Below are 13,377 nucleotides of genomic sequence, written 5' to 3' on the forward strand. Positions count from 1 at the left end.
GCGGCTTCAGTCTGGGCGGCTGAAGCTTGAGGCAAGCACTTCCAGGTCTGAGGGCGCCATGGGTTTGCCAATCAGGTAGCCCTGGATCTCATTGACACCCAGGGCCTCGATGAAATCGCATTGACGCAAGGTCTCGATGCCCTCTGCAATGGTGGACAGACCGAGGGTCTGGGCAATGGCAGTAATTGCACGCACGATGGCGCGGTCGGCCTGTGAATTGGTGATGTTGTTCACAAAGGCGCGATCGATCTTGATCGTGTCAAGCGGAAAGCGCAGCAGGTATTCGAGCGACGAGTAGCCGATGCCGAAGTCGTCGATGGCGATCTTGAAGCCATTTTCGCGCAGGCGCTTCAGCAGGTTGATGGCGTGCTCCGGGTCCTGCATTGCCAGGCTTTCGGTGATCTCGAGTTCGACCAGTCGGGGAGATGCGCCGGTGCCGCGACAGGCACCGACAATCGAGTCGAACAGCATCGGGTCGAGAAACTGCCGGGCAGACAGGTTGATCCCCACGCGCAGGTTCAGCCCTTTGGCTTCCCATTCCTGAGCTTGCCGGCAAGCTTCGGTGATGACCCAGAAGCCGACCGCCGAGATCAGCCCGACTTCCTCGAGTACGGGAATGAAATCGACAGGAGACACCAGGCCACGTTCCGGGTGCTGCCAGCGCAGCAGGGCTTCTGCGCCGACAATGCGTCCGCTGCGCAGATCCATCTGGGGTTGATACACCAGATGGAATTGGTCGCGCTCAAGGGCGTGACGCAGGTCGCGTTCGATGTCGAGTGCGATGGCTGCGCTGCGCCCGGCTTGCAGGTTGGCCGCAACCAGTTGCTTGCCTTGTTGCCGCGCGCTGCGCTGTGCTTCCTGCGCAAGATTGATGAGTTCGTCCGCATTGCTGCCATGTGCGGGGAACATCGCCAGACCAGCAGTGGCGCTCAGGAAGGCCTCCTGTTGATTGACCTTGACCGGGTATTCCAGCGTTTCCAGCAGGTGCTCGAGCCGATGCTGCAGCTCGTCTTCGCTGTGTCCTTTCAGCAAGATGGCAAATTCGTCTCCGCCGACACGTGCGACCTCGCCGCCTGAGGACTCGGCTGCTTTCAGTCGCTGAGCGACTTGAACCAGCAGGCTGTTGCCCGCTGCTTCGCCCAAGGCGTCGTTATGTCGATGGAAGCGGGTCAGGTCGATCCAGGCAAGCAGCAGGACCTCATCCGTGCCGCTGCGGATGGCGTCAACCGCCTGAGTGACCTTGCTGCTGAATAGCCGCCGATTACCCAGCCCGGTCAGTTCATCATGCAGGGCGAGGTAGTTGACGAGGGCTTCGGCGCGTCGGCTGTCGGTGATGTTCTGGAATGCGCCGAAAAAGCGCTGGGCGTCGTCTCCCTCGATGCCGCGCTCGGCGATCAGTCGGATGATTTGCTCGGATTTGCGGCTGCCCAGACGGAACTCGATGTCCAGTCGCCCGCCGTTGCAGACGGCATTGAATGCCTGCAGGCAGCGTTCGCGGTCGTCAGGCGTGATGGTATTCAGAAGCTGCTCGAGGTTACGGATGTTATCGGTTGGCGTACCGAGCAACTCGTCTGCATGACCTGACCACTGTACGTGATTGTCCTCAGGGTCCCATTCCCAGAAGCCGAGGCGGGCAATACGGGTGGCTGACGCTTCGCGCAGGCGGTTCTGGCGAACCTCTCGGGCAAGGGCGCCCGAACGTAGCGCATAGCGGACGCGCTGGGTGAGCAATGGCCAGTTGATCGGCTTGGTGATGAAATCGGTCGCGCCTGCGTTGAAGGCGGTTTCGATGGCCTCCATGTCTTCTGCACCGGTCAGCATCAGCAGCGGTGTGCCCTGATCGCCGTCGATATCGCGGATCCGGCGGCAGGCTTCTAGCCCGTCCATGACCGGCATCATCACATCCAGCAGGACCAGGGCTGGACGCAGGCGGGTAAAAATATCCACCCCTTCGGCACCGTTGGCGGCTTCGAGGATCTGGTATCCCTGGCGACTGAGCACGCCGCGCAACAGCATGCGGGTCGGTACATCATCATCGACGATCAGCAGTTGGACAGGGGTGGTATCGGGCAAGCGTAACTCCGGAACGTCGATCAAAAGCAAACGTGCACAATCGCGCGGGCAATCGCACATCGAATGAGCAGGGTCATACGGCTGGAGGCCACAGTCGAGACCGCCTGCAGATATTTCGATTTTTGCTGAATTATCTCATGCTGACGCGGGCTTGGGGGTGTTTGCTTAGGCACTTGCATCAGGGCGCCACAAGCAATCTCTTGGGTGGCGGCAGGGGTATTTTTGTCGGTAAAGTGCTTGCTCTGACTGATGCTTTGATAGACATTTGCAGCTTGATGGAATCGACTTCGGAATCGCAGCCATGTCCGCCTCCCGCAATGTTCTTGGTAGCCCCCTGCTGGCCTGCAGCTATGCACCCCTGACCGGTTTCTTTCGCACCGGGTGTTGCGAAACCGGGCCCGACGATCGGGGGCTGCATCTGGTATGCACCCGGGTGACGGCCGAGTTCCTGGCGTTCTCGCGGAAGGTTGGAAATGACCTGTCCACACCAAGGCCGGAGTACCGCTTTGCCGGTTTGCAGCCAGGCGACCGCTGGTGTCTGTGCGCGCTGCGTTGGCTCGAGGCGCTGGATGCGGGTGTCGCCCCGCCGGTGGTGCTTGAGGCCACCAACGAGGCGGTGCTGGAGTTGGTCGGGCTCGATGTACTGCAGGCGCACGCCTACCGGGCCAACTCTGGTTCGCGGGGTTGATGGCGTTTTAGTTCTGTGTGCCAGCTTGGCCCGATACAGCCTGCAGGATGGCGGCGCCGAGCGCGGTGGCTGACTGTGCGCCGGAGACGGCCAGTTTGCGGTCGATGATGAAAAAGGGCACGCTGTCGATGCCTTGCTTCTGCAGTTGCGAGGCCATACGTTTGACGGCGGTGGTGTCGCCGTCACCTTGCAGGTAGATCAGGGCTTGCTCGCGGTTCTCGCCACAGGCTGCGGCAATGTCGGCAAGGACTTCACTGTCGCCGATGTTCTTGCCCAGCACGAAATGCGCTTCGAACAGGGCGTCGGCCAGTTTGCGGATGCGTTCGGGGCGTGCGCCCTGTGCTTGCAGGCGATAACACAGGCGATGGGCGCGCAGTGTGTTGGGGCGCGTTGTCATTCGCTCGAAATCAAACTTCACGCCGTCGGCCGCGCCGGTTTCGGTTAGCTGTGCATGCAAGGCGTCGACTGCGCGAGCGCCGCCAAATTTGGCCTCAAGAAAGGCACGGTAGGGTTCGCCGCCGGCTGGGGTGGCGGGATTCAGAAAATAGGGTAGCCAGTTGATGCGTGCTTCGAGTTGCGGATGGCTGTTGCTCAGGCTGTCGAGGGCGCGCTCGAGGCGGATCTTGCCGATGTAACACCAGGGGCAGACGAAGTCGGAGACCAGATCGATGTTGATCAGCATGTAACGATGTGAGTATTGACGAGCGCAACACGCTAGCACACGTCTGGCTGGCTGCGGTGGATTGTCATCCCGTGGAGAGCGTGTTGCATGATTTCACTATGTCGGGTGCTGACTCGCCGGGGGTGGATCGGTTATCATCGCGCTTTCCCGCAGCACATTTCTCATGACTAAATACGTCTTCGTTACCGGCGGTGTCGTGTCCTCTTTGGGCAAGGGCATCGCGGCTGCCTCGCTCGGGGCAATTCTCGAATCCCGCGGCATCAAGGTTACCCACCTCAAGCTCGATCCCTACATCAACGTCGACCCGGGCACCATGAGCCCGTTCCAGCACGGCGAGGTCTTCGTGACCGAAGACGGTGCGGAAACCGACCTCGATCTTGGTCATTACGAGCGCTTTACCAGCGCCAAGATGAGCAAGCGCAACAACTTCACCACCGGCCAGATCTACGAGTCGGTGATCAAGAAGGAGCGCCGTGGCGAGTACCTTGGAAAGACCGTGCAGGTCATCCCGCACATCACTGACGAAATCAAGACCTACCTCAAGCGCGGGGCCGAGGGCGCCGACGTGGCCATCATCGAGGTGGGTGGTACCGTGGGTGACATCGAGTCGCTGCCCTTCCTCGAGGCGATCCGCCAGATGGGGATCGAGGAAGGTCGCCAGGCGACCTGTTTCATCCACCTGACGCTGCTACCCTACATTCCGACCGCTGGCGAGCTCAAGACCAAGCCGACCCAGCATTCGGTCAAGGAGTTGCGCGAAATCGGCATTCAGCCCGATATCCTGTTGTGCCGTGCCGATCGCAGCATTCCGGCTGACGAGCGCCGCAAGATCGCGTTGTTCTGCAACGTGATGCCGGAAGCGGTCATCGAGTGCCTGGATGCAGACTCGATCTACAAGATCCCCGGCATGCTGCACGATCAGATGCTGGACGAGATCGTCTGCCACAAGCTGGGTATCCTGGCTCGCGCGGCCGATCTGACCGTGTGGGAAAACCTCATCCGTGCGCTGGAGAACCCCAGGCAGGCGGTGGATGTGGCGTTTGTCGGCAAGTATGTCGACCTGACCGAATCGTACAAGTCGCTGATCGAGGCGCTCAACCACGCCGGGATGCATACCGAGTCCAAGGTCAACATTCATTACATCGACTCGGAAGACATCGAAGCCGAAGGTTGTGGCGTGCTCGACAGCATGGACGCCATCCTGGTGCCGGGTGGTTTCGGCAAGCGTGGTACCGAAGGCAAGATTGCCGCAATCCGCTATGCGCGTGAGAACAAGGTGCCGTATCTCGGCATCTGTCTGGGCATGCAGTTGGCAGTGGTGGAGTTCGCTCGCGATGTGGCTGGCATGGACGGTGCCCACTCGACCGAGTTCGAGCGCGATTCCGCCTACCCGGTGATTGGCCTGATCACCGAGTGGAAGGACCGCAGCGGTAAACTGGAAAAGCGCAGTGAGGATTCCGATCTGGGGGGCACCATGCGCCTTGGCGGACAGGTCTGCCAGCTGGGCGAGGGCACGCTGGCGCGGCAGATCTACGGTGCGCCGGAGATCATGGAACGTCATCGCCATCGCTATGAAGTCAATAACACCCTGCTGGCGCAACTCGAAGAGAAGGGGCTGATCGTTTCCGGTCGGGCGCCGGTTACGGATCTGTGCGAAATGGTCGAACTTCCGGCTGATGTCCATCCCTGGTTCGTCGGCTGTCAGTTCCACCCCGAGTTCACCTCCAATCCGCGCAAGGGTCATCCGTTGTTTACGGCCTATGTCAAGGCGGCGATCGCACGCAAGGCCAACAAGGCTTGAAGGAGTCCGGGATGAAACTGTGTGGATTCGACGTTGGGCTGGATCAGCCTTTCTTCCTGATTGCCGGACCGTGCGTGGCGGAGTCCGAGCAGATGTGCCTGGACATCGCCGGGCAGATGAAGGAAATCTGCACCGAGCTGGGGATCCCGTACATCTTCAAGGCGTCCTACGACAAGGCCAACCGCAGTTCCGGCAAGAGCTTCCGTGGGCATGGCATGGATGCCGGGCTGAAGATGCTTGAGGCGGTCAAGTCGCAGCTGGGTCTGCCGGTGCTGACCGACGTGCATACCGAAGAAGAGGTGCCCGTGGTGGCTGCCGTGGTCGATGTGCTGCAGACCCCGGCCTTCCTGTGCCGCCAGACGGATTTCATCCACGCGGTTGCCGCGTCGGGCAAGCCGGTGAATATCAAGAAAGGACAGTTCCTGGCGCCGGGTGACATGAAGAACGTCATCGACAAGGCGCGGGAGGCCAATGGCGGCGCAGACACACTGATGGTGTGCGAGCGGGGGGCATCGTTTGGTTACAACAACCTGATCTCCGACATGCGATCACTGGCGATCATGCGCGAGACCGCTTGTCCGGTGGTGTTCGATGCCACTCACTCGGTGCAGTTGCCGGGTGGGCAGGGCACGGCCTCGGGCGGCCAGCGTGAATTCGTGCCAGTGCTGGCGCGTGCTGCGGTGGCAGTTGGTGTGGCCGGCTTGTTCATGGAGACTCATCCGGATCCGGCGAAGGCTTTGTCCGATGGTCCCAATGCCTGGCCTTTGCCGAAGATGAGGGCCTTGCTTGCAACACTCAAGCAGATCGACGCATTGGTGAAGTCTGGGCCCTTGATCGAGCAGTCGCTTCAGGGTTGATAGGCGTGCCCTTGCCGCTGTCTGTCGCTTGCCGCACTCGACAAGGCAGGGGTTTGCAGTGTTTAATGCCGCCCGCATGAGCCGTGCGCCGGCTTGATCGATTCAAATTCGTAACTGATACAGGAAAGAAGATGAGTGCAATCGTTGATGTGATCGCCCGCGAGATTCTCGATTCCCGTGGCAATCCCACCGTCGAGGCCGACGTGCTGCTCGAGTCTGGCGTGATGGGGCGTGCCGCGGTGCCGTCTGGTGCGTCGACCGGTTCGCGTGAGGCGATCGAGCTGCGCGACGGCGACGCCGGCCGCTATCTGGGCAAAGGCGTGCTGCGTGCGGTCGAGAACGTGAACACCGAAATCTCCGAGGCCATCATCGGCCTGGACGCTGAAGAGCAATCCTTCATCGACCAGACCCTGATCGAGCTCGATGGCACCGAAAACAAGTCACGTCTGGGCGCCAATGCCACCCTGGCGGTGTCGATGGCAGTGGCCAAGGCCGCGGCTGAAGAAGCCGGTCTGCCCCTGTACCGTTATTTCGGTGGTTCCAGCCCGATGGTGATGCCGGTGCCGATGATGAACGTCATCAACGGTGGTGAGCATGCCAACAACAGCCTGGACATCCAGGAATGCATGATCATGCCGGTGAGCATGACCAGCTTCCGCGAAGCCCTGCGTTGCGGCGCAGAGATCTTCCATCACCTGAAGAAGATCACCGACAAGAAAGGCTACCCCACCACCGTGGGTGACGAAGGTGGCTTCGCCCCCAATGTGTCGGGTACCGAGGAAGCGCTGAATCTGATCCAGGAAGCGATCGCTGCTGCCGGCTACGAGCCGGGTCGCGACGTGCTGCTGGCGCTGGACTGCGCGGCATCCGAGTTCTACAAGAACGGCAAGTACGAGTTGAAGGGCGAGGGCCTGAGCCTGACCGCCGAGGGTTTCACCGATTACCTGGCGACCCTGGCCGACAAGTTTCCCATCGTGTCCATCGAGGATGGGATGGCAGAGGGGGACTGGGCAGGCTGGAAGCATCTGACCGACCGTCTGGGCAAGAAGGTTCAGTTGGTAGGCGACGATCTTTTTGTGACCAATACCCGTATTCTGGCGCAAGGTATCGAGCAGGGCGTGGCCAATTCCATCCTGATCAAGATCAACCAGATCGGTACGTTGACTGAAACCTTCGCTGCGGTCGAGATGGCCAAGCTGGCTGGCTACACCGCCGTGATTTCGCACCGCTCGGGCGAGACCGACGACTCCACCATCGCGGACATTGCTGTTGGCCTGCGCGCGATGCAGATCAAGACCGGTTCGCTGTCGCGTTCGGATCGCATCTCCAAGTACAACCAGTTGCTGCGCATCGAGGAAGATCTCGGCAATACCGCGTCCTATCCGGGCAAGCGCGCTTTTTACAACCTGCGCTGAGTGGACTGATGCGGCCATTGCCGCATCGGGCGATCATCGGAAAGGCCGGCGGGTGATTCCGTCGGCCTTTTGCTTGTATCCTTTATGCCTTCATTCCTGACGGGTTTTTTGCATGCGTTGGCCCATCATCATCCTTGCTGTGCTGGTTGTCGTGCTGCAGTACCCGCTGTGGTTGGGCAAGGGGGGCTGGCTGCGCGTCTGGGAGGTTGATCGCCAGTTGCAGGCACAGCGCGATGAAAACACCCGGCTTGAGCAGCGCAACGCCGGCCTTGAGGCCGAGGTGCGCGATCTTAAATCCGGTAACGATGCGATTGAAGAGCGTGCGCGTTACGAGTTGGGGCTGACCAAGCCAAACGAAATTTTCGTGCAGATTCCACGAAAAAACTGAACCGGCTGCAGCCGGTTCAGTGTGGGCATGTCTATCGGCGCTTACAGTATCTCGGCGATAGAGGTTTTTTGTTCCAACTCGGTTTCAAAGGCCACCATCTCAAGGCCCAGGGCATCCCGTGCAGAGATCATGCCGATCGGGCGTCCGTCAGCGACCACCGGTACGTGACGAAATCCACCCTCATGCATCATATGCATGGCATGTCCCAGCGGCCGATCGGCCGGAATCGTCTGCAACGTGCTTGTCATGACGTCGCCAATCGGTGTCGTCGAGGGGTCGATACCGGCCGCAAGAACGCGAACCAAGGCGTCCCGTTCGGTAAACAAGCCGATCAGTTGTGAATTTTCGACCACCATGATGGCGCCGACCTTGCCTGCAGCCATGCGCTGGCTGGCTTCCCTCACCGTCATCTCCTTGTCGGCAGTGACGATGGTCTGATTTGCCACGACCTCACCAACCATTCTTGTGGGCATCATGATCCTCCTCCTTGGTGCCTGTCAGCCTAGCTACCTTAGGTTTCAGACTCGCGACACGCAAGGTGGAAAACCCTGATGACGTGCACGTCAGCGACTGGCGAGCAGGGTGCGCATACCGTCGATGCGGGGTGCGAAGTAGGTATTGTCGAGACGTTCGATGCGGACCGAGCCACGACTGGAGGGGGCGTGAATGAATCGTCCGTCGCCAATATAGATGCCCATGTGCGAGTGGCGGCGTTTCAGTGTATTGAAGAACACCAGGTCGCCAGGCTGCAGATCCTTGCGTGTGATCGGGCGGGTCTGCTCGGCGATCTGCGCGGCATTGTGCGGCAGGCGTTTGCCACTGATCTGCTCGACGATGTAGCTGACCATGCCACTGCAGTCGAGCCCGGCCTCCGGGTTGCGTCCGCCAAACTGATATCCGGTGTCGAGCAGGCCGATTGCGAACAGGACGAGCTCCTGCGACTGTGCTTCATGAGCCAGGGTGAAGAAATCGCTTTTGACTGTCGTCGGGGGCGTGGGCTGTGCGACCGGAGGGCGGGGTGGTGGTGAGGTGGAGCACGCCGCAGAAAGCAGCAGGGCGGCCGTCAGCGACAGGGTGGCTGGCCAGGAGAGAGGCAGAATCGATCGGCCAGGGTTGCAGGGCGTAGCGGCGGACGGTGGCAGGATGGGTGTCATCGTAATGGCGACGGAGCGGCAACGATCGAAAGATAGGCGATGATGCGGCCAAGGTCTACTACGATGCCGGGGGCAGTGGAACTGGAAGGCACGCAAGATGCTGGTGAGCCCAGCCTGTTGTGCTCCGCGCCAAGCTTGATTGCGAAGCGCGGCCAACCACGCTTCGCTATGGGGCAGAATCAGTCCAGCAACTCAATGCTGCCGCTGACATTGACCGAAATGGTGCTGTCGCCGCCTTCGAGCGGAGCGGGTGCAGCCTCTGCCATCATCGGGGCGGCGCGCATCTTGGCGTAGATGGGCATCTGGTGACCGGATTCGGAGATGGCAATCCGGTGAATGCGATAGCGCTTACCCATGGCCTGGGAGATCAGTGCAGCGCGCTGCTCGAAAACGCGGATGGCGTCGACGGTGGCCTCATCAGCCGCCTTGCGGCGGGTCTCCGGTGCGGGTTGCATCGAGATCTGTGATACCGCAAGCGTGTTCTGCAGGGTGCCGATCAGTTCGGAAATGGCCGCGCTGTCACGGCTTTCGATCTGGATTTCCGAGCGCATGCGCCAGGCTTCGATTTTGCCGCCGCTCTTGCCATAGACTGGCCATGTGGAGGTGCCGGCCGACTGGGTCTTGATGGAAGTGTAGCCTCGTGCGGTTTCCAGCGCGGTTGCGATGCTGCGGTTGACCTGTCTGGCGATGGCAGCGTTGTCGCTGCCCGAGGCCTCAACGTACAGGCGGGCCACGACCAGATCGTTGGGAGCGGGGCGGCTGGCTTCGGCGGACAGTTCGGCGGTCGGAAACGTTGGGTGGGTCTCATGGGCCATCGCAGCGGGGGCGGCCATTGCGCTGAGACTGATGGCGAGCAGGCTGGTCTGCATGAGGCGGGGAAGACGCATGGTGGCTCCGGTTGAAGTGCAGGTGTGGGATATATACCGCATTGCCGCGCGTGATTGCGGATGAAGGTGTAATGGGCTGTGACGCGCTTGCCCGCGGTGATGCCCGCCGGCAAGACGATGGTGCGCCGTTGCAGCATTCAGGTAAACAATGAGTCGGATCTGGATGTGATGATTTCACAGCGCGTGCTTGGCGCGTTCTACGTTGGGTTGTCCGCGACGTGTTTTGGCGCGATGGCGATCTTTGCGCGTTATGCCTATGCCGGTGGAGCGGAGGCGCTCGCGGTGCTGTTCGTCCGTTTCGCGCTTGCTGCGGGTGTGATGATCGTGATCATGAACCGGCGCCAGATCCGCTGGCCGCGTGGGCGCGCCTTGATCATCCTGTCGCTGATGGGCGGTGTCGGGTATGTCGGCCAGTCATTCAGTTTCTTCAGTGCGCTCAACCATGCTTCAGCCGGTCTGGTGGCCTTGCTGCTGTATCTCTATCCCTTCATCGTCATCGTGATCGAGACGGTGTTCATGCGTCGTAAGCTGACGCGGCAGCGCCTCGTTGCCGTGCTGCTGGCCTTGAGTGGAACCGCCCTGATTCTGGGGCAGGGCTTGACGGGGCAGCCGCTGGGGGTCTTGCTTGGTGTGGCAGCTGCGCTGATCTATTCGGTGTACATCGTTGTCGGCGCTCAGGTGCTGGACAAGGAGGACCCACTGGCCGCCGCAACCGTGGTGATGTGTTCTGCAGCGCTTGTGTTTGGCGTGATCGCGCTGATCGTCAGGCCTGCCTATCCGGCAGATTTGAGCGCATGGTCGTGGATGGTGGCAATCGCCCTGGTTTCAACCGTGGTGGCGATGGTCAGCCTCTTTGCCGGACTCAAGCGTCTTGGTGCCGCAGATACTGCAACTTTGTCTACGCTCGAGCCGGTGGTCACCGTTGTTCTGGCGTCGGCATTTCTGGGGGAGTCCTTGCTGCCGCTGCAGGTCTTTGGCGGCATGCTGGTATTGGGCACTGTGGTGTGGCTGGCACGGAGCGCGCCGCGCCAGCCACCGGGTGATGCAGTGACGGCTCAGGATGAGGCGTCGAGCGGACGCAACGCTGCTTCGTAAAGGCGGGCGTTGTCGACGTAGTGACGAGCGTTGGCCTGAAGGCTGGCAATGTCGGCGTCCGTCAATTCGCGAATGACGCGCCCGGGGGACCCGACAACCAGGGAACGGTCGGGAATGACCTTGCCCTCGGGGATCAGGGCATTGGCGCCAATGATGCAATGCTTGCCGATCACCGCATTGTTGAGGACCACGGCGTTGATGCCGATCAGGCTGCCGTCGCCGATGGTGCAGCCGTGCAACATCACCATGTGGCCTACGGTGACGTTGGCACCGATGGTCAGTGGTACGCCATCATCGTTGTGCAGGATCGAGCCGTCCTGAATGTTGGTGCCGTCACCGATCACGATCGGATCGTTGTCACCCCGGATCACGACGTTGTACCAGATGTTGACGTCGCGTCCGGTCTTGACCGAGCCGATCACCGTGGCGTTGTGGGCAATCCAGGTGCCTTCTCCCAATTGGGGCTCGCGTTCGCCCAAGGCATAAGTGCTCATTGCAGTTCTCGTTGTCTTGTCGTTGTGGTGTGCCGCTACGGCGATCCGATCATAGCAAGCGGTCGTGATGCCGTGGGCGAATGATCCACGATGTACCGCACTCATGGAAGAATTGTGAAAAAAGTGTGACGTACGGCTTGCGCTTGGCTAGAGGCCTAGGTATAGTTCGCGCCCTGCGTTGGACGAGCACTTTCAGGTGCCTGTCAATTGGCCGGAAATTGGATCGACAACGTAAAAGAAGCTTGACAGTCTGCATGGATTGTCTAGAATGTCGGCTCTTTGCAGCACCAAGCGCCCGTAGCTCATCTGGATAGAGTACTTGGCTACGAACCAAGGGGTAGGAGGTTCGAATCCTTCCGGGCGCGCCAGTTTTCTGGTTTTGGCTGATGGTTGCTGTAAATGATGTGAGTAGCACCAAGCGCCCGTAGCTCATCTGGATAGAGTACTTGGCTACGAACCAAGGGGTAGGAGGTTCGAATCCTTCCGGGCGCGCCACGATACGGGAAAAAGCCTGGCTGATGCCAGGCTTTTTTCGTTAACGCTCCGGCATGTACTGGTTTTCGACGCCCTGCATGATCATGCTCTTGTGGTGTCCTGGCCTGCGCTGGTGGTGCGTCACAGTACCTGCTGACGTGCCAGCCATCTCAATCGCAACACGACACCCATCAGTAGTGCAAGACAGGCTGCAATGGCGGTGCTCAGGCCGTACCATTTGCCCCAATCCCATGCGTACCCGGTCAGGCTGCCGATGAAGCTGGCGCCGAGGTAGTAGCAAGACAGATAGATCGCTGTCGCCAGACCGCGCTGCGCCTTGCCTCGGTGGGCGACCCAACTGCTGGAAATGGAGTGCGTTGCAAAAAAGCCGAAGGTGAAGATGCCAACTCCACCCAGCAATACCAGCAGGGTGTCCGACAGGGTCAAGGCCAGGCCGGTGGCCATGATCAGGACCATGATCCATTGCACACGGTGGCGTCCGTGTCGATCGGCGAGCTGACCGGCCAGCGCGGATGCCCATGATCCGATCAGATAGAGCAGGAAGACTGCACCAACCGCGCTCTGGGAGAGCTGGAAGGGGTGATCAACGAGGCGGAATCCGAGGTAGTTGTACACGCTGATGAATGCGCCCATCGCCAGTAGCGAGGTTAGGAACAGCCAGGGAAGCGAGGTGTCTGCGAGTATGGTGCGGGTGTCGCCCGCGATGCGGTTGAGCGCGGCAGCTCGCGCCCGGAAATGGCGTGAGGAGGGTAGGGTGCGCCAGAACGCGATGGCGGCGGCCAGACCGAGCAGGCCGAGGACCAGCAGCGATATCCGCCAGCCGCCCAGGTCAGTCAGCAGGGCGGCGGCGATCCGACCGCTCATGCCGCCTAGCGCGTTGCCGGCGATATACAGGCCGATGGCCTTGCCTTGGGCGGCCGGGGCAACTTCTTCGCCAAGATAGGCCATTGCGGCGGCTGGCAGTCCGGCTAGGGTGGCGCCCAGCAAGGCGCGCAGGATCAATAGTTGATGGTAGTCGCTAACCATCACGCACAGGAGTGAGATGACTGCAGAGAGTGCCAGCGCCCACTTCATGACCGGAACGCGACCCAGGCGATCGGACAGGATGCTGGCGGGAATCAGCATCAGGGCCAGCGCTGCGGTGCCGGCAGAAACGCTGAGACTGGCGTAGGCTGGGCTGATCTTGAAGGTGGTGGTCAGCAGTGGAAGCAGTGGCTGGGTGGAGTACAGCAGCGCGAAAGTGGCAAACCCGCCGATGAACATGGCGAAATTGGCCATGCGGTAGCGGGTGCTTCCGGCTTCGAGATAGTCTGGGGCGTTCGGGTCGGGCATGGTGTATTGCTGTAGG

Annotated in this window: 13 protein-coding genes and 2 tRNA genes; 8 read left to right on the plus strand and 7 right to left on the minus strand. The window is 60.7% G+C overall.

Translation table 11 applies throughout. The features are described 5' to 3' along the window. Positions 1-6: 6 nt before the first annotated feature. On the minus strand, positions 7-2,073 hold the full coding sequence (locus DNK49_RS11645; protein WP_165843311.1) for a putative bifunctional diguanylate cyclase/phosphodiesterase: 2,067 nt from the start codon (positions 2,071-2,073) through the stop codon (positions 7-9). 301 nt (positions 2,074-2,374) lie between these two features. Here DNK49_RS11645 and DNK49_RS11650 point away from each other — a divergent pair, with 301 nt between their 5' ends. After that, a complete protein-coding gene (locus DNK49_RS11650; protein ID WP_110524981.1) occupies positions 2,375-2,761 on the plus strand; it encodes a DUF2237 family protein in 387 nt (128 codons plus the stop codon). Positions 2,762-2,768: 7 nt separating this feature from the next. Here the strand turns inward: DNK49_RS11650 and DNK49_RS11655 are convergent, their stop codons facing one another. Further along, complete coding sequence (locus tag DNK49_RS11655; protein ID WP_110524718.1) at positions 2,769-3,443, minus strand: DsbA family oxidoreductase; 675 nt, start codon at positions 3,441-3,443, stop codon at positions 2,769-2,771. Between the two features lie 163 nt (positions 3,444-3,606). Here DNK49_RS11655 and DNK49_RS11660 point away from each other — a divergent pair, with 163 nt between their 5' ends. The 4 genes from DNK49_RS11660 (at position 3,607) to ftsB (ending at position 7,904) form a co-directional block, all read left to right on the plus strand. Further along, complete coding sequence (locus tag DNK49_RS11660) at positions 3,607-5,244, plus strand: CTP synthase (protein WP_110524720.1); 1,638 nt, start codon at positions 3,607-3,609, stop codon at positions 5,242-5,244. 11 nt (positions 5,245-5,255) lie between these two features. Then, positions 5,256-6,101, plus strand: coding sequence for a 3-deoxy-8-phosphooctulonate synthase (gene kdsA / locus DNK49_RS11665; RefSeq protein WP_110524722.1), 846 nt, complete (start codon positions 5,256-5,258; stop codon positions 6,099-6,101). A gap of 131 nt (positions 6,102-6,232) precedes the next feature. Then, positions 6,233-7,516: a phosphopyruvate hydratase gene (gene eno / locus DNK49_RS11670; RefSeq protein ID WP_110524724.1), complete on the plus strand. Its 1,284-nt coding sequence runs from the start codon at positions 6,233-6,235 to the stop codon at positions 7,514-7,516. A 112-nt stretch (positions 7,517-7,628) separates the two neighbouring features. After that, positions 7,629-7,904: a cell division protein FtsB gene (gene ftsB / locus DNK49_RS11675; protein ID WP_110524726.1), complete on the plus strand. Its 276-nt coding sequence runs from the start codon at positions 7,629-7,631 to the stop codon at positions 7,902-7,904. Between the two features lie 41 nt (positions 7,905-7,945). On the opposite strand, the gene DNK49_RS11680 is transcribed toward ftsB, so the two are convergent. From DNK49_RS11680 to DNK49_RS11690, 3 genes are all read right to left on the minus strand, one after another. Then, the gene (locus DNK49_RS11680; RefSeq protein ID WP_243632334.1) at positions 7,946-8,380 is read right to left on the minus strand and encodes a CBS domain-containing protein; all 435 of its coding nucleotides are present in this window, start codon (positions 8,378-8,380) and stop codon (positions 7,946-7,948) included. An 87-nt stretch (positions 8,381-8,467) separates the two neighbouring features. Beyond that, positions 8,468-9,058: a C40 family peptidase gene (locus DNK49_RS11685; protein ID WP_110524728.1), complete on the minus strand. Its 591-nt coding sequence runs from the start codon at positions 9,056-9,058 to the stop codon at positions 8,468-8,470. A 179-nt stretch (positions 9,059-9,237) separates the two neighbouring features. Continuing rightward, positions 9,238-9,945, minus strand: a complete 708-nt coding sequence (locus tag DNK49_RS11690; protein WP_243632335.1) for an SIMPL domain-containing protein — start codon at positions 9,943-9,945, stop codon at positions 9,238-9,240. A 78-nt stretch (positions 9,946-10,023) separates the two neighbouring features. On the opposite strand from DNK49_RS11690, the gene DNK49_RS11695 reads away from it, so the two are divergent. After that, positions 10,024-11,040 carry a DMT family transporter gene (locus DNK49_RS11695; protein WP_243632336.1) on the plus strand — a complete coding sequence of 339 codons (1,017 nt, stop codon included), beginning with the start codon at positions 10,024-10,026 and terminating at the stop codon, positions 11,038-11,040. On the opposite strand, the gene DNK49_RS11700 is transcribed toward DNK49_RS11695, so the two are convergent. Continuing rightward, the gene (locus DNK49_RS11700; protein WP_110524730.1) at positions 11,001-11,534 is read right to left on the minus strand and encodes a gamma carbonic anhydrase family protein; all 534 of its coding nucleotides are present in this window, start codon (positions 11,532-11,534) and stop codon (positions 11,001-11,003) included. The two genes, DNK49_RS11695 and DNK49_RS11700, sit on opposite strands and share 40 nt — an antisense overlap. A 291-nt stretch (positions 11,535-11,825) precedes the next feature. Between DNK49_RS11700 and DNK49_RS11705 the strand changes: the two genes are divergently transcribed. Together DNK49_RS11705 and DNK49_RS11710 are read left to right on the plus strand one after the other, a co-directional pair. Next, positions 11,826-11,902: transfer RNA gene (locus DNK49_RS11705), tRNA-Arg, on the plus strand. 50 nt (positions 11,903-11,952) lie between these two features. Beyond that, positions 11,953-12,029: transfer RNA gene (locus DNK49_RS11710), tRNA-Arg, on the plus strand. A gap of 120 nt (positions 12,030-12,149) precedes the next feature. Here the strand turns inward: DNK49_RS11710 and DNK49_RS11715 are convergent. Continuing rightward, positions 12,150-13,361, minus strand: coding sequence for an MFS transporter (locus tag DNK49_RS11715; RefSeq protein WP_243632337.1), 1,212 nt, complete (start codon positions 13,359-13,361; stop codon positions 12,150-12,152). Positions 13,362-13,377 lie beyond the last annotated feature (16 nt).

The sequence above is a fragment of the Parazoarcus communis SWub3 = DSM 12120 genome (assembly GCF_003226565.1).
Lineage (GTDB): Bacteria > Pseudomonadota > Gammaproteobacteria > Burkholderiales > Rhodocyclaceae > Parazoarcus > Parazoarcus communis.